General features: G+C 68.6%; 17 protein-coding genes and 3 pseudogenes. 8 read left to right on the top strand and 12 right to left on the bottom strand.

Annotated features, from left to right (window positions below; genetic code table 11):
* The 4 genes from ON23_RS33185 to ON23_RS33170 form a co-directional block, all read right to left on the bottom strand.
* On the bottom strand, positions 1-150 hold a 150-nt coding region (locus tag ON23_RS33185), incomplete at its 3' end, for a MerR family DNA-binding transcriptional regulator (RefSeq protein WP_039783386.1).
* 28 nt (positions 151-178) lie between these two features.
* Positions 179-1,600 (bottom strand): serine hydrolase domain-containing protein, encoded by a 1,422-nt coding sequence (locus ON23_RS33180; RefSeq protein ID WP_210743526.1) that lies wholly within the window; start codon positions 1,598-1,600, stop codon positions 179-181.
* Positions 1,601-1,749: 149 nt separating this feature from the next.
* Entirely contained in the window at positions 1,750-1,956 is a 207-nt protein-coding gene (locus ON23_RS33175) for an NADAR domain-containing protein (protein WP_051043697.1), read from the bottom strand.
* A gap of 62 nt (positions 1,957-2,018) precedes the next feature.
* Positions 2,019-2,210 carry a hypothetical protein gene (locus tag ON23_RS33170; RefSeq protein ID WP_039783384.1) on the bottom strand — a complete coding sequence of 64 codons (192 nt, stop codon included), beginning with the start codon at positions 2,208-2,210 and terminating at the stop codon, positions 2,019-2,021.
* Positions 2,211-2,394: 184 nt separating this feature from the next.
* On the opposite strand from ON23_RS33170, the gene ON23_RS33165 reads away from it, so the two are divergent.
* The 3 genes and pseudogenes from ON23_RS33165 to ON23_RS39920 all read left to right on the top strand — a co-directional run.
* The gene (locus ON23_RS33165) at positions 2,395-3,255 is read left to right on the top strand and encodes a haloalkane dehalogenase (RefSeq protein WP_039783381.1); all 861 of its coding nucleotides are present in this window, start codon (positions 2,395-2,397) and stop codon (positions 3,253-3,255) included.
* 390 nt (positions 3,256-3,645) lie between these two features.
* Positions 3,646-4,095, top strand: coding sequence for a hypothetical protein (locus tag ON23_RS33160; RefSeq protein ID WP_157170362.1), 450 nt, complete (start codon positions 3,646-3,648; stop codon positions 4,093-4,095).
* 51 nt (positions 4,096-4,146) lie between these two features.
* Positions 4,147-4,578, top strand: a pseudogene (locus tag ON23_RS39920) (GNAT family N-acetyltransferase); the annotation flags it as partial.
* A gap of 222 nt (positions 4,579-4,800) precedes the next feature.
* On the opposite strand, the gene ON23_RS33150 reads toward ON23_RS39920, so the two are convergent.
* Positions 4,801-5,601, bottom strand: coding sequence for a nuclear transport factor 2 family protein (locus ON23_RS33150; protein ID WP_039783379.1), 801 nt, complete (start codon positions 5,599-5,601; stop codon positions 4,801-4,803).
* Positions 5,602-5,701: 100 nt separating this feature from the next.
* On the opposite strand from ON23_RS33150, the gene ON23_RS33145 reads away from it, so the two are divergent.
* A complete protein-coding gene (locus tag ON23_RS33145; RefSeq protein ID WP_244969789.1) occupies positions 5,702-6,568 on the top strand; it encodes a class I SAM-dependent methyltransferase in 867 nt (288 codons plus the stop codon).
* Positions 6,569-6,695: 127 nt separating this feature from the next.
* A complete protein-coding gene (locus ON23_RS33140) occupies positions 6,696-7,643 on the top strand; it encodes an NADP-dependent oxidoreductase (RefSeq protein ID WP_039783377.1) in 948 nt (315 codons plus the stop codon).
* 8 nt (positions 7,644-7,651) lie between these two features.
* Here ON23_RS33140 and ON23_RS33135 read toward each other — a convergent pair whose 3' ends face one another.
* The 3 genes from ON23_RS33135 to ON23_RS33125 form a co-directional block, all read right to left on the bottom strand.
* Positions 7,652-8,956, bottom strand: coding sequence for an NtaA/DmoA family FMN-dependent monooxygenase (locus ON23_RS33135; RefSeq protein ID WP_039783401.1), 1,305 nt, complete (start codon positions 8,954-8,956; stop codon positions 7,652-7,654).
* A 163-nt stretch (positions 8,957-9,119) separates the two neighbouring features.
* Positions 9,120-9,458 (bottom strand): 4Fe-4S dicluster domain-containing protein, encoded by a 339-nt coding sequence (locus ON23_RS33130; protein WP_039783400.1) that lies wholly within the window; start codon positions 9,456-9,458, stop codon positions 9,120-9,122.
* On the bottom strand, positions 9,458-11,053 hold the full coding sequence (locus tag ON23_RS33125; RefSeq protein ID WP_039783375.1) for an FAD-dependent oxidoreductase: 1,596 nt from the start codon (positions 11,051-11,053) through the stop codon (positions 9,458-9,460). The genes ON23_RS33130 and ON23_RS33125 overlap by 1 nt, the downstream gene beginning before the upstream one ends.
* A gap of 245 nt (positions 11,054-11,298) precedes the next feature.
* Here ON23_RS33125 and ON23_RS33120 point away from each other — a divergent pair, with 245 nt between their 5' ends.
* The gene (locus ON23_RS33120; protein WP_039783373.1) at positions 11,299-12,627 is read left to right on the top strand and encodes an LLM class flavin-dependent oxidoreductase; all 1,329 of its coding nucleotides are present in this window, start codon (positions 11,299-11,301) and stop codon (positions 12,625-12,627) included.
* A gap of 28 nt (positions 12,628-12,655) precedes the next feature.
* Here ON23_RS33120 and ON23_RS33115 read toward each other — a convergent pair whose 3' ends face one another.
* Together ON23_RS33115 and ON23_RS38310 are read right to left on the bottom strand one after the other, a co-directional pair.
* Positions 12,656-14,032 (bottom strand): lipase family protein, encoded by a 1,377-nt coding sequence (locus ON23_RS33115; RefSeq protein WP_039783371.1) that lies wholly within the window; start codon positions 14,030-14,032, stop codon positions 12,656-12,658.
* Positions 14,029-14,244 (bottom strand): hypothetical protein, encoded by a 216-nt coding sequence (locus ON23_RS38310; protein WP_143859977.1) that lies wholly within the window; start codon positions 14,242-14,244, stop codon positions 14,029-14,031. Before ON23_RS38310 ends, ON23_RS33115 begins: the two co-directional genes overlap by 4 nt.
* A 238-nt stretch (positions 14,245-14,482) precedes the next feature.
* On the opposite strand from ON23_RS38310, the pseudogene ON23_RS39535 reads away from it, so the two are divergent.
* Both ON23_RS39535 and ON23_RS39530 read left to right on the top strand, forming a co-directional pair.
* Positions 14,483-15,889, top strand: a pseudogene (locus ON23_RS39535) (MFS transporter); the annotation flags it as partial.
* A gap of 18 nt (positions 15,890-15,907) precedes the next feature.
* On the top strand, positions 15,908-16,822 hold the full coding sequence (locus tag ON23_RS39530) for an MSCRAMM family protein (protein ID WP_275942004.1): 915 nt from the start codon (positions 15,908-15,910) through the stop codon (positions 16,820-16,822).
* Positions 16,823-16,842: 20 nt separating this feature from the next.
* Here ON23_RS39530 and ON23_RS39025 read toward each other — a convergent pair.
* Positions 16,843-17,310 (bottom strand): annotated as a pseudogene (locus ON23_RS39025) (MmyB family transcriptional regulator).
* Between the two features lie 13 nt (positions 17,311-17,323).
* A complete protein-coding gene (locus ON23_RS33100) occupies positions 17,324-18,550 on the bottom strand; it encodes a helix-turn-helix domain-containing protein (RefSeq protein ID WP_039783398.1) in 1,227 nt (408 codons plus the stop codon).
* Positions 18,551-18,598 lie beyond the last annotated feature (48 nt).

The raw sequence follows: 18,598 nt of genomic DNA, 5'->3' as shown, positions 1-18,598 counted from the left end.
CTTGACCAGGTCGATCGCGTGCTGCGCGGTGTAGCGGCGATAGCCCGAGGCGTCGCGGTCGGGTTCGGCGAGCAGACCGCGCTGGTGATAGTGGCGCACGGCCTTGACGGTCACGCCCGCATAGTCCGCGAGCTGTCCGATCGTGAGCATGGGGACATCCTTCCGCGCGCCGGGGCGGTCAGGAACGCCGGGTCAGGCGGCCGCCGGCATTGCGGAACCGCGCACGGCCGTCACGAATGTCGTGATAGGAGACGAGCAGCAACCGCAGGTACCCGTCGAAGATTTCCGGCGGATAGCCCGCGGGCGCGAACAGACCGGGCCGGACGGGTACGTACCGTTGCGGCGGTGCCGAGGTCGCACCTCCGGCGAATGCGGTGAAGATGCGTTCCTGCGTCGCGTCGTCGGGTTCGTAGGTCACGCGCTCCTCGAGCTGCCCGTCGACGATGTCGACATCGACGCGGAGTTGGCCCGACCGGTAGGTGCCGGCGTACGGGGTGAGGTCGAACTCCGCATCGAATTCCTCGACTAGCGTGGGGATTTCGATGCCCAGATATTCGGTCAGCAGCCACCGCAGCAGCCGGTCGTGCAGCACGATCGCTCCGGAGGTGTTGCCGAAGGCGGTGAAGACCAGGTCGTATTCGGGGACCACACACAGAATGGACACCCCGCCCGGTGACGCGCCCGACATCGCCAGCACCGTGGTGTCGCCGAACGGATACCGCACCCAGCCGAGTCCCATCGGCGGGACGTTCGGAGTGCGCATATCGTGGGCGGCTCGTTGCATCGTCGCCGTCGATTCCGCGGACAGGACCCGAACACCGGTCGGCGCGACGCCACCGGCGAGGTGGGTGCGTCCGAGCGCCAGCAGGTCGGCGACCGTGCCGATCGGGGTGCCACCGGCCGGTCCCCAGGTGTCGGGAAGCATGAACATGCCGGTCGGCGCGACGCTCCCGGTTTCGGGGTCGATGAAGTGGCCGACCGCCGTGCTGCGCAGAATCGCTTGTCGCGCAGAAGTACTCGACGTCGTCATGCCTACCGGGTCGAACAATTCCCGCTGCAGCAGGTCCGGGTAGGGCGTCCCGGTGACCACCTCGAGCAGCCGGCCCGCCACGATCATGCCGCCGTTGGAGTAGCTGAGCTGCTCGCCGGGTGCGAACAGGGTGCCGCACTGCGCGAGGCCCTCGATGTAGTGTTTCAGCGCGTCGCGGCCCTCGGCGTCGGGAAAGAACAGGTCCGCGTCGATACCGTTGGTGTGGGAAATCAGGTGCCGGACCAGGATTTTGTCCGCGGCGCCCGGTTCGGCGAGCGCGAATTCCGGCAGATAGTCCACCACGGACGCATCGAGTTTCAGCAGTCCGCGTTCGACCTGCTGCAGTACGAGCGTGGTGGTGAGCACCTTGGTGACGGAACCGAAGAGAAACCCGGTGTCCTCGCGCATCGGGGCGCCGGTGGCGAGGTTCGCGGTGCCGTGCGAGACGAGAATCTGTTCGCCCGCATGAGAGACACCGGCGACGTAGCCAGGAACCTGGTCCGATTCACAGAAGGAGTCCACCTGCGAGCGGATCCGGTCGGCGATGGCGTGCAGTGCGTTGTCGTTCATGCGGACCATCGTCGAACCCTGCCCCAGGGTCAAGGTCAAGCCGGAGGCGGAAAATTGTTCGACACGCTCACTCCGGCGTTGTCGAGCAGGACATCCACCTCCCAGCACGGATCGGTGCGGGAGGGCTGTCCCTGCGCCTCGGCAGTCGGTCAGTGGGCGGTCCGCACAACGTCGCGGGCATCCATCAGCGCGAACCCCAGCAGGTTGAGCCCCTTCCATTGCGCCGGATCCTCGGCGCGCGGATCGTCGGCGGCCAGGCCGATACCCCAGATCCGATCCATCGGGCCGGCCTCCACGAGCACGCGGTCGCCGGTGGCCAGGAGTTCGATCAGTTCGGGGACACCACGCGCCTGCATTCGGGACAGCCTGCCCGTTCTTCGTGGCGGTCGCACACGAATTTGCCTGGGGCACGGAGGTTTCACGGCATGTCGTAGACACATCCGCCCATTCCGAGGTAGTCCCGGAACTCACAGATCAGATTGCTCAGCGCAGTCGCCGAGCCCGAGGCCGAACCCGTGCCGGTCGTGTCCGCGGATGCCGACGGCGCGGCCGCGAGCGGCAGTGCCAGGGCGGCAGCGGTCAATACGGTGGCGGCGAATCGCTTGCTCATAGGACTTCTCCGTATCGATGAGTGTCGGGGCTGACTGCGGCCCGGTAACACTTCGAAGCGTAAGAAGCCCTGGCAGAGCGAAACAGCCCCGAGTTTCCAGGTCTGGCGACCTTGGTGATTCGGGTCGCAGGGCGTACCGGCCGGGCGGGGGGCGGGGATAGCCTGGGCCTCGAGGGAGGGCGCCATGACGATCGATTTCGTTCCGGACAAGAGTCTGTATCCGTTCGAGTCGCGCTGGTTCGACTCGTCGGCCGGGCGCATGCACTACATCGACGAGGGGTCCGGGCCGACGATCCTGTTCTGCCACGGGTCCCCGACGTGGAGTTTCCTCTATCGTCACATCGTCACCGAATTGCGGGATCGATATCGGTGCGTCGCGGTGGATTATCCGGGGTTCGGATTGTCCGAGCGACCTTCCCATTTCGGATATACCGTCGCCGAAGTCACCGCGGTGCTCGGCGAGTTGATCGATCATCTGCGGCTCGACGAGTTCATCGTCATGGGACAGGATTGGGGCGGCCCCATCGGGTTGGGCGCGGCGGTCGCGCGGGCGGATCGGGTGCGGGGAATCGTGTTGGGTAACACGGTGTTCTGGCCGATCGCGGCAATGGCCAACAAGGCATTCAGCGCGATCATGAGCAGCCGTCCGATGCAGCGCCGAATACTCGAGCAGAATTTCCTCATCGAGCGCGTGCTGCTCTCGGAATTGGGGCGCACACTCACCGCGGCCGAAGCCGAGCATTATCGCGCGGTACAACCCACCGCGGCGGCGCGTCGCGGACTGGCGGTGATGCCCAGAGAAATCCGTGCTGCGACTCCACTGCTGGAGCAGCTTTCCCGAGACGTTCCCACGCGTCTCGGCGACAAGCCGACGCTGTTGGTGTGGGGGATGCGCGACCCCGTGTTCCGGCCGAAAGCGTGTATCCCGCGCATGCGGGCCGCCTTCACCGATGTCGAAACGGTCGAACTACCCCGTGCTCGGCACTTCATCCAGGAGCACGCGCCGAATGAGATCGCAACGGCCATCGCGAATCGTTTTCCGTAGGTGTTTCGCGGCAGAGCCCAGCTCTCCAGGCTTTCCGGCGCGCCGCCCGACACTCCGCGCGGCGAACCGAACAATACGGAAGACCTGCGCGGTTGTCGGTCGAACGGCTTATTGTGGACGCCGTCCAGCCCCGCGATAATCGGTAGCCGTTCTGCGGCAAGTCGGCCGACCACTCGAACCTGATGAGACCGTGACGGTTTCGGAAAGCGTGCGATGAACAGGCGTGCAGTTCTTTCACCGTTCGTCACGATCTCGATCTGCTTGCTGACGATGGGCGTTGTCGGGTGCGGTGGTTCGGCCGGCGAGGCGGTCGGCGACGACCAGGCGGCCGGCGATATGCGCAGTGTCGGGACAGCCTCGCCCGCAGCCACATCGGCCGCATTGTCGAATATGGCGATGCCCGGCGTAGCGATGGCTGATGCCCGGTCGTACTTCGCCACATCGGGCGGTATCGACGGTTACTACTTCACCACTCCGGCCGGGCGGTGGCATTGCGCGATCGTCGTCGGGGGTGAACCACATATGGCCGGATGCCAGCCCGCGACGAACACCGGCGCGGGGATCGGCGTGAAAGGCGCTCCGACGGTGGAGAGCCACTACTCCCACAAACAGGTCGCGCCCGACACGATCATGATCGAGCGCGGCAGTGAGCCCCGTTTCGCGGTACTGGGGCAAGCGGTGTTCCGGCAGACGCCGGATGAGGCGAAAGTGTTGCCTTACAACACATCCCTGTCGGAGGATGGCTTCACCTGCACAGCCCGCGACTCGGGTGTGTCGTGTAGGGACGATGCCTCCGGAAAGGGTTTCACCTTCTCCACCGAAGGCTTCGCGATGAACTGAGCCAGCACGTACACCACGAGGCTATCGGTCGACCACACGCGCACGGGCGTGATGGAGTGTGTGAGCGGACGCGCCACGCCGAACGGAGCGGGGGAAATGCCTTATCTCACTTCCGATGTCATCACGGCGGGGATGCTGTCGCGGAACGAGCAACCCGAAGTAGCGGTGGGCAGCGAGCTCCGGCTGCGGCCGTGGGATGCGAACGATGCGGAATTACTCCTGGCCGTGTACGCGGACCGCGATATTCAGCAATGGCACTGCCGAACACTCACGGATCTCGACGAAGCACGGGAAATGATCGACCGGTGGCAGAGCGCGTGGAGACTGGAGACCGGCGCCCACTGGGCGATCACCTCCGGTCGGCGCGTCGTCGGCAGAGCCGGTTTCCGGCATCTCGACCTCGCCTACGGGGAGGGCGAACTCGCGTACTGGGCCGTGCCGGGGCAGCGTGGACACGGGTACGTCCCGGCTGCTGTGACCGCGTTGACGCACTGGCCTTCGACATCGGATTCCTGCGAGTGTTCCTGCGCCATTCGTCGGCGAATACGGCGTCGTGCCGGGTCGCGGAGAAGACCGGCTTTCGGTACGAGGGCACGCTGGTTTCGGCGGCGCCGCATCCGGACGGGCGCCACGACATGCATGTCCATGCCCGGATTACGAGCCACGGCTGAGCTCGGGGAACCGCGACCTCATCGCCCGGCGGGTTCAGTCCTCGGCGACGAAGCCGCGCAATGCGACCACCCGCCGGCCGTCGACCTCCAGTTCCGCGATTCCGCGTTCGGCCGGGGTGCGAACGCTGACGGTCACGAATCGGCCCGCCGCGATGGTCTTGCCGACCTCGAGTCCGCGCACCCGCTTGACGAATTCGGCATGGCCCACATCGGAACCGGCCGGCCATTCCACGACCGCGCGGGGGCTCAGTACCGCGCGCACACCGGCGACGTCGCCGCGACCGGCCGCTTCCAGCAATCCGGTGGCGGCGCGTTTGCCGGCCGCGCCGACCCGGATGAAACCGCGGCTGAAACCCACAGCGCCGCCGATGCCCTGGTTTCCGAGTAGCTGCGGCGCGAGTTTCGTGGCCGCGGCGAGCCCGCGCCCGCCGGCGGCGAGCAGTTGACCGACCATCACCGGTAGCTCCCAGTGGGCGTAGAGGCGGGCGATCTTCCATTCGCCGGCGACGCGTGTCAGGTCGTAGCGCAGGTGCATCGGCACGCGCAGGGTCACACCGGTGGACATGGTGGTGTCGAGGACGAGGTCCCGGAATACCGTGGCACCGCGTACCACGTCGTGGTCGACATGAAAGACGATGTGGTTGGGGCCGATGAAGGTGTCGTAGAAGCGTTCGATCGCCTGTCGGCCGATGTGCGGGCGCGAGCCGACCGGATCCTCGACCCGGCCGTCGGGTGCGAACAGATCCACCCAGGCCGCGCGATCGTGCACCGCGACCGCCTGCGGGGATCGTTCCACCGTGGCGAGCAGTTCCGCCGCCGACGCGTTCGCGGACATCGTTCCTCCAGACTCTCGACTGCCCACAATCTATAACGTGTTCCAGTTTCACAACGGGTAACCAGCGAACCCCCGGCAAGTACGCGTGACGGATCTCGCGATGAGCAGGCCGCGACCCGGGCGTACGGTGACCGGTATGCAGGTCGGGCAACCCAGCACAACCGCGATGGCCACCGCACAGGCGCGGGCCTATCACCAGCTCGCCGACGAACCGCGGATCTTCACCGATCCGCTGGCAGTGCGGATCGTCGGCGAACAAGCGGCTCGCGACAATCCGTTCGACAAGGGGGTGGATCCGGAACTGGCCCGACGGCGCCGGCTGTTCCTCGCCACGCGCAGTCGCTTCGCCGACGACACCGTCGCGGAGGCGGTCGCCGGCGGAACCCGCCAGGTGGTCGTGCTCGGCGCGGGTATGGATACCGCCGCCTACCGCAATCCTCACCCGGAGGTGCGGTTCTTCGAGGTCGATCACCCCGACACCCAGGCGTGGAAGCGAAATCGGTTGTCCGAAGCGGGAATCGAGGTTCCGCAGTCGATGATCTTCGCTCCGGTGGATTTCCACCGCGACGACCTCGCCGACGCGCTGGCACAGGCGGGACTCGATCGTGCCCGCAGCGCGGTGTACGTGTGGCTCGGCGTGGTGGTCTACCTCGAACACGACGCCATCGCCGAGACGCTGCGCTACATCGCCGGCCAGGGCGGCGGTGCGGACCTGGTGTTCGATTACTCCTACCCACCCGACGCGGGACAGCAGGCTCGCGGTAAACGCGTTGCGGCCGTGGGTGAACCGTGGGTGAGCTTCTTCACCGAAGAGCAGATGCGGAGCGAACTGGAGTCGGCCGGATTCACCGACATCGAGGACCACTCGGGGATCGCGCTGGTGCGGTCCTATGCCGACCTTCCCGCCGACGGACCGGCGCTCCCGGGCCCGCACCTCGTTCGCGCCAGAACCGCTGTGAACGGCTGAGTCGACCGACGGCTCGCGAAACCGGCTACGGTACTGCGCGTACCGGCGTCTTCGCACCCCGCGGAACAAATCTCCGGTAGACGGCGGTTGCCCCGGGAGATAGCAGACTGCGAACTCGGGAGGTGCGATGCTGGCGATCGGATTCGAGGAGCCGGGTGGTCCGGAGGTACTGAAACCCGTCGAGGTGCCCGAACCGCACGCCGGTCCCGGCGAGGTGCGGATCCGGGTGGCGGCCGCGGCCGTGAACCCGTCCGACACCGTGACCCGGTCCGGTATGGCGCACGATCGCTACCGGGAGGTGACGCCGCCGTACGTACCAGGCTGGGACGCCGCGGGAATCATCGACGAGGCCGACCCCGAAACCGGCTGGCGCAGTGGCGACCGGGTCGTCGCGATCACGCTACCGGTACTCGCCGGGGGCGGTGCCTACGCGGAGAAGATCGTGGTACCCGCGAGCCAGGTGGCGCGTCTGCCCGAGGGAAGCGACTTCGTCTCCGCCGCAACGCTTCCGATGAACGGCCTTACCGCCTGGTTCGCCCTGGACGCGCTCGATCCGCGCGCGGGGCGCACGATCGCGGTGACGGGGGCCGCCGGTGCGGTCGGCGGTTACGTGATCCAGCTGGCGAAGACGCGCGGCTACACCGTGATCGCCGATGCCAAACCGGACGATGAGCAGCTGGTCCGCGACTTCGGCGCCGATGTCGTCCTGCCGCGCGGCGAGGACCTCGCCTCCCGCATCCGCGCCCACGCTCCCGACGGCGTGGACGCGCTGATCGACACCGCGCTCCAAGGCGATGCCGTGCTCGCGGCGGTGCGCGACGGCGGTGCCTTCGTCCTCCTGCGGCCCGCCGCTCTGGGTGGCGGAGCCACGCCGGAGCGCGGCATTTCGGTTCACCTCGTGATGGTCGCCGACCATCTGGACGAACCGCATGCGCTGAGCGAATTGAGCCGCCTCGCCGCCGAGGGCGCACTCACCCTGCGCGTGGCCGGGACCTTCCCCGCCGAGCACGCCGCCCGGGCGCATGAGCTGCTCGAAGCCGGCGGTGTCCGGGGCCGGATCGTCCTCGAATTCTGAAGAGCGCGTCAGGAGTTCCGCGGCGGCAACGGAGGTAGTTCGAGGTTGTCGCGGAAGGTCTCGCCCACGTAGTCGGAGCCGACGATGCCGCGGCGGCGAAGTTCGGGGAGCAGGCCCTCGAGCAGGAAGTCGCGGTTGCGCGGGTCGTCGAGGCCACCGAGGCCGATCACGTCGAGGACGCCGGCGTCGTAGCGCTCCTGAATCGCGTCGGCGAGTTGTTCGGGAGTGCCGGCGGCGGCCCAGTGGCCGGTGTCCTTGGCGGCGATGATCAACTCGCGCAACGTTTTTCCGGAACGAGCCAGGGCGGTGAAGATCTCCACGCGGCCGCGGCGCCGGTTCACCGCATGCACATCGGGCAGCAGCGAGTCCGGGATCGGCCGGTCCAGCGGGAGTTCGGACAGGTCGATCTCGCCGCCGAGCATATCGGCCAGCGCGTGGCGGCCCGCCTCGAAATCGGTGGCCTCGGCACGTTCGCGAACCAGCCGCCGCGCTTCCTCCTCGGTGGCGCCGTAGGTGGTGTGCAGCGAGCTGAAGATGTACGGCAGTCCGTCGGCGCGGCCCAATTCCGCTGCGCGCGTGCGGATCTTCTTCGTGTAGGTGAGCGCGTCGTCGAGCGTCGCCAGTGAGGTGAACACCACCTCGGCGAACCGGGCGCCCAATTCCACGCCACCCTCGGATTGCCCGGCCTGGAACTGCACGGGGCGTCGCTGCGGCAGCGGCGGAATGTTCAGCGGCCCGCGCACGGTGAAATAGCGTCCGGCATAGTCGATCGGACGGACCCGCTCGGCATCCAGGACAGCGCGGCCGTGACCGTCCGGCGTGAGCGCGCCCGGCTGCCAGCTGTCGAACAGCGCGTTCGCGACTTCGAGGACTTCGGTCGCGCGGGCGTAGCGTTCCTCCGGGCTCGGCAGGTCCCCGGCACCGTAGTTCTCCTCCCCCAGAGAGGAGGTCACCGCATTCCATGCGGCGCGCCCATTGCTGATGTGGTCGAGCGTCCCGAACAGTCGCGCCAGGTTGTACGGATGGTGGAAAGTCGTTGTGACCGTGGCGATCAGGCCCACATGCCGGGTCACCGCGCTGAGGGCGGACAGGAAGATCAGCGGTTCCTGCGCCCCGATGGCGCCCTGCGCGCCGAAACTCAGCAGATCCGCCGCGAACAGGGCGTCGAAGCGGTGTTCCTCGGCGAGTTTCGCGACACCCAGCGCATCGTCGAGCGTCGAGCGCCGCGGATCGATCGCGGCATCGTAAATTTTCGGCGAACCACTGACCCCGGTCACGATCTTCAGCGGCCGGCGTCGCGCACTGCTACCCATCCCCCGACGGTATCGATAGCCGCCCTCGTCGCCACCGGTTGCATTCAGCCGGATCATTTCGAGCGAATCGGGAATTGTGTTGGGAGCCCGATTGTTTCACCTCGCCGCACATGAGCTGTCGGTCCGCGCCGAGGTGACATCGCTTGCTACCGAGGCGACCGGATCACGCCCCCGAGGGCTTCGGCGCCGGGCCGGGCGGAAGTTCCGGCCCCACCGCCGTCAGACTGCCCGGCCGGCGTCCCTTCCCCCAGCCGATCTCGCGCCGATACGCGCCGATGTGCTCGCGCGGGACCGCCTGGTGCGGCGGCAGCGGCGTGGATTGCGGGTCCACGTACAGCGCGTCGGTCGGGCAGTACGCCTCACACATGAAGCAGGTCTGGCAGTCGGATTGCCGTGCGATGACCGGAATTCCGTCACGACCGCGGTCGAAGACGTTCGTCGGGCAGACGTCGACGCATTTGTCGCAGGCGATGCAGGCCGGGGCGTGAACCAGTTCGATCATCAGGCCACCGCCGCGACCGCGGGAGCATCGGCCGACCGCAGCGCCGCCGCCACCGTCCACACCTCGTCGAGCCCGCCGCTGAGGATGTGGTGGTGCTGTGCGGGATCCAGCTCCGGATGGTCGGCCCGTTTGCTCATACCGCGAGATTCGGTGCGCGCCAGCGCCGATCGGTACATCAGCCGCCCGACCGCGGTGATCGCGGCGGCCTCGCGCGCCCGCACGCGGTCGGCGCCGGTGGCCCGCAGCCCCGCGGCCGCCTCCGTCCACACCGCGTCCAGGGCGGCCAACGCCGGACGGACCCGGTCACCGTGGCGCAGATAGTTCTTCTCCACCGGCAGCAGTTCGGCGCGTGCCGCGGCGAGCACCTCGTCCGCGCCGATGCGCCCGGACCCGGTGGGCCGCAACCCCGTTCGCCCGGCTCGCGTCAGACCGTCCGGACGGCCACCGCGCCGCGCGAATCGCGCCGCACCCCGTCCCGCCCAGCTCCCCGACGACATCGCCCATGCCGCATTGTGGCTGCCGCCGCCGGTGAATCCGCCGCAGATGCGTTCGCGGGTGGCGGCGTCGCCCGCGGCATACAAGCCGCTCACCGAGGTCGCGCATTCGTCGCTGACCACCTCGATCCCGCCGGTGCCGCGCACCGTGCCCTCGGCCAGCAGATCCACCTCGAAGCGCTGGGTGAACGGGTCGATGCCGCGGCGATCGAATTGCAGGAAGAAGTTCGGCTGGCCGCGCCGCATCTGCTCCTGCGTGGTCCGGTCCGCCCGATCCAGTTGCGCGAATACCCTCTCCTGCAACAGGGTTCGCGCGATGACCGACCGTCCCTGCACCGATCCGGCGCCCTCGAGAATGCTGCCGTCCTCGTGGAAGAAGGTGGCGTAGCGGTAATAGGCGGTCTTGGTGACGGTCGAGCCCTTCGCGGCGATGCCATAGGCGTTGGAGAATTCCATCCCCGAGAAGCGTGCGCCCACCTCGGCGGCCATGAGGGTGCCGTCACCGGTGTCGACGTTGGTGCCGAGCGCGCGCGAGAGGAAGGCGCAGCCGCCGGTGGCCAGCACCACCGCGCCGGCGTGCACGCGGTAGTCGCGGTGCTCGTGCAGCAGGTAGCCGGCCGCGCCGCGGACCGTGCCGTCCCGATCGACCAGGAGTTCCAGGGCCGGGGCGTGGTCGACGATCCGCACGCCCAGCCGCTGCACCCACGCCCGCATGCGGCGCATGTATTCCGGGCCCTGGACGCCGGTGCGAATCGGGTTGCCGGTGCGCGGGTCGACCGGGAACGGGTAGCGGCCCTCCTCGCCCAGCCGGTGCATATTCGCGTAGGTCTGGTCGAGCACCCGGTCCATCCAGTGATGGTCGGCGAGGAAGCCGCCCAGCTCCTCGCGACTGGCCTTGGCCGCCGCGCGGGCCGCCGGATCCGGTGCCACGTACCAGACGCCCGTCCCCGCGGGTGCGGTCGCGCCGCTGGTACCGCAGTACCCCTTGTCGACCAGCACCACCTCGGCCCCGGCCTCGCGGGCGTGGATCGCGGCCCAACAGGCGGCCGGTCCACCACCGATCACCAGCACATCGGCATCGATCTGCCATGCCTCGCTCATCGCCGTACTCCTTCGAAAACGGGGCCGAAACCGTCGCCGGACATATGCCCGACAGAAATACTCGCCCGCGCCCCGGCGGCGGAGAATCCTTACGATCAGCAGGATTCTGTGCTGAAGCAGCAGGCACCGCCGGAATTCGAATCACACCCCGCACAAACCGTTTACGCGATCGCACCCGTTTGGTTGACTGCCGTCGCCCGGTCCGCAGACCGGGTTCATCGCGACTATCGGACGGGTGTGCTCGTATGAGTGAACGGCAATTGCATCTGAACGCCTTCATCTATCCCGCGGGCCATCACGAGGCCGCGTGGCGCCACCCCGACAGCAGGCCCGACCGCATCTACGACGTGACCTATTACCAGGAGATCGGCCGCACCGCCGAGGCCGCCACCCTCGATGCGGTGTTCTTCGCCGACGGCCCCGCGCTGCGCACCGACGTGCGCTACAACGCGGCGCCCGGTCTGGAACCGATCACCCTGCTGACCGCGATCGCCTCGGCCACCACGCGTCTGGGCCTGATCGCGACCGCCTCCACGACCTATTACGAGCCCTACAATCTGGCCCGGCTGTTCTCCTCGCTCGATCACATCTCGGGCGGGCGCGCCGGATGGAATATCGTCACCACCGGAACCGACCTCGCCGCGGCCAATTTCGGCCTGGACCGCCACCCCGATCACACCGAACGCTATGCGCGCGCACGGGAATTCGTCGACGCGGTCGTCGGATTGTGGAACAGCTGGGACGACGACGCGGTGCTCCTCGACCGCGCCGCCGGCATCTACGCCGATCCCGACAAGATTCATCGCATCGATTTCCGCGGCGAATATCTGCGCGTGCGCGGACCGTTCAACGCCGCGCGCACTCCGCAGGGCCATCCCGTGCTGGTGCAGGCCGGCGCCTCCAACGACGGACGAGCCTTCGCGGCCCGCTACGCCGAGGCCATTTTCACCGCCCATCAGCGGCTCGAGGACGCCCAGACCTTCTACGCCGACATCAAGCGCCGGGCCCGGGATTTCGGCCGCGACCCCGAACATGTGAAGATCCTGCCGGGTATCAGCCCGTTCATCGCCGATACCGAGGCACAGGCGAAACAGTTGCAACGCGAATTCAACGAGCTCACCGTGCCCGAATACGGTCTCGGCCAGCTGGAAAGCCTCGCCGGGGAATCGCTGCGGAATCTGGCGCTCGACGAACCGGTGCCCGCCGCATTGTTCGCCGACGCGGGCGATGTCACCGACAACGCGGCCAGCCGCCGGCAGGTGATCGCGGGCATCGTCACCCGCGAGCGGCCCACGCTGCGCGGGCTGCTGCACCGGCTCGCGGGTGCGCGCGGGCACCGGGTCTTCGCAGGCACGCCCGAACAGGTCGCCGACACGATCGAGGACTGGTTCCGTCACGGCGCCGCCGACGGATTCAACGTCATGCCGCCCTACTATCCGGGCGGACTCGAGGTGTTCACCAGCACGGTGGTGCCGATTCTGCGCAGCCGCGGGCTGTTTCGCACCGAATACACCGGCACCACGCTGCGCGACCACTTCGGATTGCCGCGACCCGGGTCGGCCGCGGCGAACTGATGCCGAAATCCTTGCACCGCAACCCTTTTCAGCGGGCGGGGCATTCATTCGGCGCGGGGATACCGCGCAGTCGCTGATCGAGCCAGTCGATCGCACCCGGGAAACCGGCCATCAGGGTGATCGAATGCTCTCCCAGTACGCTGCGGAAGACGGCGGGCACGCCGCGAGCGCACTGTGCGCGGAACAGATCGGTCGACTCGACCTCGGGAATCCAGATGTCGAGCAGGCCGTGGTAGATGTACAGCGGCGCGGCGGAGGTGCGGTCGCGCAGATCGGTGGCGGCGAACAGCGCGCGGGCCGCCTCGGTGTCGAGCGGGTGGACGGTGTCGGTCGCCAGCTCGATCGGCACGCCGGTCACGCCCAGCGGCCCGTTGCTGTCGCCGCAGGTGTCCTTCACCGGGGAGGTGGCCAGCCACTCCCCCAGATGGTTCAGCTGATCCAGCAGTTCCGGGTGTTCCCGGGCAAAGGCCAGCGCGACGACCATCAGGATTCCCGACGCGATATTGCCGTTGAAATGACGGGCCACCTCGCTGTAGTCGGTGGCCAGACCACCCACCGACACCCCGGCGATCGAGCCCGCCAGTTCCGGCGCGTACTCGCCGAGCAGCATATCCGCCGCATAGGCCGCGATCGCACCGCCGGAGTAGCCGCCGATCGCGAACTTGCTGTCTCCCAACGTCTTCGGTTCGACCGTCCGCACCGCGCGCATCGCGTCGAGGATCACGTGCCCGGCGACATGCGGTTCGGCGTAGGCCATCCACGGGCCCTCGTGGTCGGGAACGAGAACGCCGTACCCGTGTGAGAGTGCCCACCACGTGGTCGGCGGGAAGAGATCACCCGCACTGAATTTGGGATGCAGGCCGTGCGCCATCGCATAGCCGGGGGTGCAGCGCAGGCCGAGCGAATTGATCGGGATGGCGTTCACCAGCACCGGTCGCTGTCCGGGACCGGTCCAGTTCGCGGCGGGAATCAGCAGCGTCGCCGTGCCGAACGAGGGTGCGCCGGTCGCGCCCGTGGAGCGGAATTTCAGCAGCAGCGCGCGGGCGATCGGCACCGCCGCCAGCGGCGCGGCCGTGGCCGTCACATCGCGCACCTCGATCGGATCGCCGGGACGCAGGGCATCGAGCCCGGTCGGCCACTGATCGAACAGCGGATCGCCGGCCGGCGGCGACAACACCGACCGCCACAGCGCGGCGAGTTCCGGACGCAGTTCGGCGTTGGGCGGCGAGGGCGCGGGTGGCAGGTTCGGCGCCGGGATCGTCCGATCGATCCACTGCTGCCATTCGGTCGAGTCCGTGGGAGCCGGGCCGTTGTCCGCACGACCGAGCGGTGGGCGAACCGTCATCGTCACCAGCAGGGCACAGGCCGCGAGCACGACGATCAGCAGCGTCCGGGCTCGTTTCACAGCAACCTCCACAACAGATCGACCAGCCCCGTGCCGGGGCGGTAGTGACTGGAGCCGAGATCGGGTTCGAAGTACCCGCCGGGAACCACGATATCCCCAGCTGACGGCACCTGCGCGCAACTCACCGCCGCGCCGCCGGCCGCGTCGGCCACGAGGATGCCGGCCGCGAGCACGGCCGCCGGGAGGAACCGCCGGCAAGATTTGGATGCCACACCGAAAATCACTGTGCCCCTTTGTGAATGACTGCCCCGACGCAGGCACACCATACGGTCGGCGGGTACGGCGCAGAGCCGATCGGGCCGCGGTCGGGCACAACTCACGAAGCCGGAGCGCCGATATGGGTGCCCGGCACAACGAGCCGACGGGTGAAACGGGAGATTTTCATCAAATGTGCATGATGCACCTCATATGTATGATGCAACCGTCGGCTCGACATTCGAGGAGTAGGGCGTGGAGAAAGCACATACCGCCGGGCGTTCCGGCGCGATACTGGCGGTGCTGGCATTCGCCGGCATCGTCGTCTCGCTGACGCAGACGGTGGTCGTGCCGTTACTCGGCCAGCTGCCGCAGATCCTGCACACCAGCCCGGCCAACGCCACCTGGGTGGTCACCGTGAGCCTGTTGGCCTCCGCGGTCACCACACCGGTGTCGGGACGATTGGGCGACCTCTACGGCAAACGCCTCGTGCTGCTCGGCTCGACGGTGCCACTGCTGGTCGGGTCGGTGATCTGCGCGGTGTCCTCCTCACTGTGGCCGATGATCGTCGGGCGCGGCCTGCAGGGTATGAGCGCCGGCATCGTGCCCGTCGGCATCGCCGCACTGCGCGATCTGCTGCCACGCGAGCGCCTCGGATCGGGTATCGCGCTGATCAGCTCCTCGCTCGGTATCGGCGGCGCGCTGGGCCTGCCGATGGCGGCCGCGGTCATCCAGTACTCCGACTGGCGGGTGCTGTTCTGGACGATGGCCGCGCTCGCGGCGGTGATCGGCGTCCTGATCTTCACCTTGATCCCCGCCACCCCACCGGCTTCGGCCGCCACCGGACGGTTCGACGTGCTCGGTGCCCTCGGCCTCGGCGTGGGCCTGGTGTGCTTGCTGCTGGCGGTGTCCAAGGGGTCGAGCTGGGGCTGGGGCAGCGGCCTGACCATCGGCTTGTTCGTCGCCGCCGTCGTCGTCCTGCTGCTGTGGGGCTGGTGGGAACTGGCCGGCCGCAACCCCCTCGTCGATCTCCGCGTCACCGCACGACCGCAGGTACTGCTGACCAACGCCTCCTCGATGGTCGTCGGCATGGCGATGTACGCCCAGTCGCTGGTGGTGCCGCAGTTGTTGCAGCTGCCGAAGGCCACCGGGTACGGCCTCGGGCAATCGATGATGGCCATGGGTCTGTGGATGGCGCCGGCCGGACTCATGATGATGCTGGTCTCCCCCATCGGCGCCAAACTCTCCGCGCGCAGCGGACCGAAGATCACCCTGATCGTCGGCTGCGTCATCATCGCCGCCGGATACGGATCCTCGATGGCGCTGATGGGCAGCACCTGGGGCCTGCTGATCGTGACGCTGATCATCAACACCGGCGTGGGATTCGCCTACGGCGCCATGCCGGCGCTGGTGATGGCCGCGGTGCCGCAGTCGGAGACCGCCGCCGCCAACAGCTTCAACACGCTGGTCCGGGCGATCGGCACCTCGGTCGCGGCCGCCGTGGTCGGCGCGGTGCTGGCGCAGATGACGATCTCGCTCGGCGGGCATGCCGTGGCCAGCGAGAACGGATTCCGCGTGTCGCTGCTGATCGGATGCGGTGTGGCCGTGGCCGGTGCACTGGTGGCGACGTTCATTCCGGGGCATCGGACGGCCGCGATCGCCGCCACCGCCGCTGTGGATATGGATGCCGAGCACAGTTCGCACTCCGCTGAACATGCGGTTGCTTCGGAGTCGAACACTGTGCAGCACAACGGTATTGCGCAGACACTGCGCCGGCCCGCGGTATCCGGACCGGTCGCCTTCGGTCGCGTCCACGACTCCCGCGGCGCGGCGCTGCAGAATGCCGTGCTGACCCTGATCTCGATGTCGGGCCGCCAGATCGGCCGGGCGCTGACCGATGCCGAGGGCTACTTCGAACTCGCCGCTCCCGAACCCGGCTCGTACGTGCTGATCGCCTCGATCGACGGGCGCCGCCCGGACGCGTCCACGGTGCAGCTCGCGCAGCACCCGGTGCCCTGTGATGTGGTGCTCACCGCGATGGCCGGCCTGACCGGCATCGTGACGCGCGGTGACGACGGCACCGCCATCGCGGGCGCGCGGGTGTCGGCTCTCGACGCTCGCGGTGAGGTGCTCTCCTCCGCGGCGACCACCGACGAGGGCACGTTCAGCCTCACGGAACTGCCCGAAGGCGATTTCACGATCGCGGTGAGCGCCAACGGTTTTCACCCGGCCGCCCTCCCGGTGCGAGCCGGTGGCAGCGACACACCGCGCCTCGACGTGACGCTGCGCCCCTGCGCCCGCCTGCACGGCGTGGTGCGCGGACGCGACGGCCGCCCCCTGCCCGACGCCCTGGTCACCCTCACCGACTGGGACGGCACCGTGGTCGACACCATGGTCACCGGCTCCGACGGCGCCTACACCTTCGCCGACCTGCACGACGGCACCTACACGGTGGTGGCGAGCGGTTACGCACCGGTGCACACCCCGGTGGTGGTCGGCGGCGAGACGGAGGAACTGAATGTGGAACTGGGACACGACAATTCGACCGAACACGGCTCCGCCGACCAGCTGACGAGCCGTTATCCGGGCAACTAGGGTTCCGTCCCGCCCGCGCGTCAGGGGAGAGCCGCGGTGGCACCGGGCGCCGACCAGCCGGCCAGCATGCGCAACGCCTGCCGCGACGCGCTGCCCGGCTCGGCCGTGTACAGGTACAGGGTTTGGTCGGAATTGCCCGGCAACGTGAGGGTTTCGTATTCCACCGTGAGCGCGCCCGCCACCGGGTGACGCAGCCGCTTGGAGCCGTGCGTCCGCTGCAGCACCCGATGCTCGGCCCACCACTGCCGGAGTTCACCGGCGGCCGCGCTCAACTCCTCGACCAGGGCGAGCCCGGCGCGATCCCCCGGATTGGTGCCGACATCGAGGCTCAAGCTCTCGACCGCCGCACGAGCCTGCGTTTACCAGTCGAGGAACAACTCACGCGGCTCGCTACCCAGGAACATCCAGCGCACGTAGTTGCGCTCCCGAGCGGGCAGGGCGGCGAAGTCGGTGAAGAGGGCGTGCGCCATCCAATTGCTCGCGCGCATCCCGGCGAAACCTCTAGCCGCGCAGCGCGGTGTGCAGCCGGGCCGCGGCGACGGCTCTGCGGCCGTCGCCGGCGGGTAGCAATTCCAGTGCGCGCTCGTGGATTTCGACATCGGCCGGCATGCGTTCGCCCAGTGCCAGCGCGTGGCAGGGATCGCCGCCGGCCAGAACCGCCGCACGGACGGCGACCTCGAGATGTTGCCGCCATTCCACGACGGCGGGTGTCTCCGAATCCGGAAGCAGCGGACCGCGATACAGCCGCAGTGCCGCGTCGGTATCGCCCGCGTCCAGTGCGGTGAGCAGATCGGCCGCGTCGCACCGGATCGGCGCGGTCAGCCGGTAGACCCGGTTGGCGATGGCCGCGTCGGTGGCGCGGCGCAGATGCGAGACGTCGGCCTTGAGGGTGCTGGATACGACCGGGCGGTCGCCGTAGATCGCGTAGTGCAGGCGCTCCGGGGTGAAGCCGCCGGGTTCGAGGGCGAGCAAGGTGAGGATCTCGATCTGCCTGGGGCGCAGGCGGATCGGAGCACCGTCCCGGGTGGCGCGTGCGGCGCCCAGGCAGTTCAGCCGCAGGCCGGTGGCGGGCGGGGCGAGGACACGCAGCCGATTCTCGATCGCGGCCACCAGCGACCGCACGGTCGCCATCGCCAGCGGATGGGTGCGATCCCAGGTCGAGGACAGATCCAGCGAACCGAGCCGGCGGCCGTCGGCGCCGTGGATGGGCGCGCAGTAGCAGACCCAGCCGTGCAGCGCCTCCACCAGGTGTTCGGCCGAGAACACCTGATTCGGCCGCCCGGTGCGCAGGGCCAGCGACAAGGCGTTGGTGCCCATATGCGTCTCGTCCCAGCGACCGCCGGGCGCGAAGTTCACGCGCTCGGCGCGGCGGCGCATCACCGGTCCGCCGCACGACCACAGAATCGTTCCGTCCTCGTCGGTGACGGCGGCGACGAAACCCGCGTCCTCGGCGATGCCGCGCAATTGCTCGGCCAATTCGTTCACCGGGCGATACAGCGGGGAGTCGAGCCAGCGCGCACCGATGTCGGTGTCGCTGCCGGGTGCGCTGTCGCGAGCCGGGTCGACCGATCCCAGCGAGCGCCGCCACGATCGGCTCACCTCGGCACGTAAGGTACTGTCGCACAGCGCCTTCGACGGCGACAGCGTGTGCGCGCCACCGCGGACCCAACGGGCCCATTCGGATTCGAGTGCGGCTCGCCGCCGAACCAGGGTGCTGCTGTCGTTCATCGTCGTCATCTCCGCCCTTCCGCCGCCGACCGTGCGGTCGCGTCAACC

Origin of the sequence: Nocardia cerradoensis NBRC 101014 (assembly GCF_000308535.1) — a bacterium.
GTDB lineage: Bacteria > Actinomycetota > Actinomycetes > Mycobacteriales > Mycobacteriaceae > Nocardia > Nocardia cerradoensis.
This window is presented reverse-complemented; position numbering and strand designations above follow the sequence as displayed.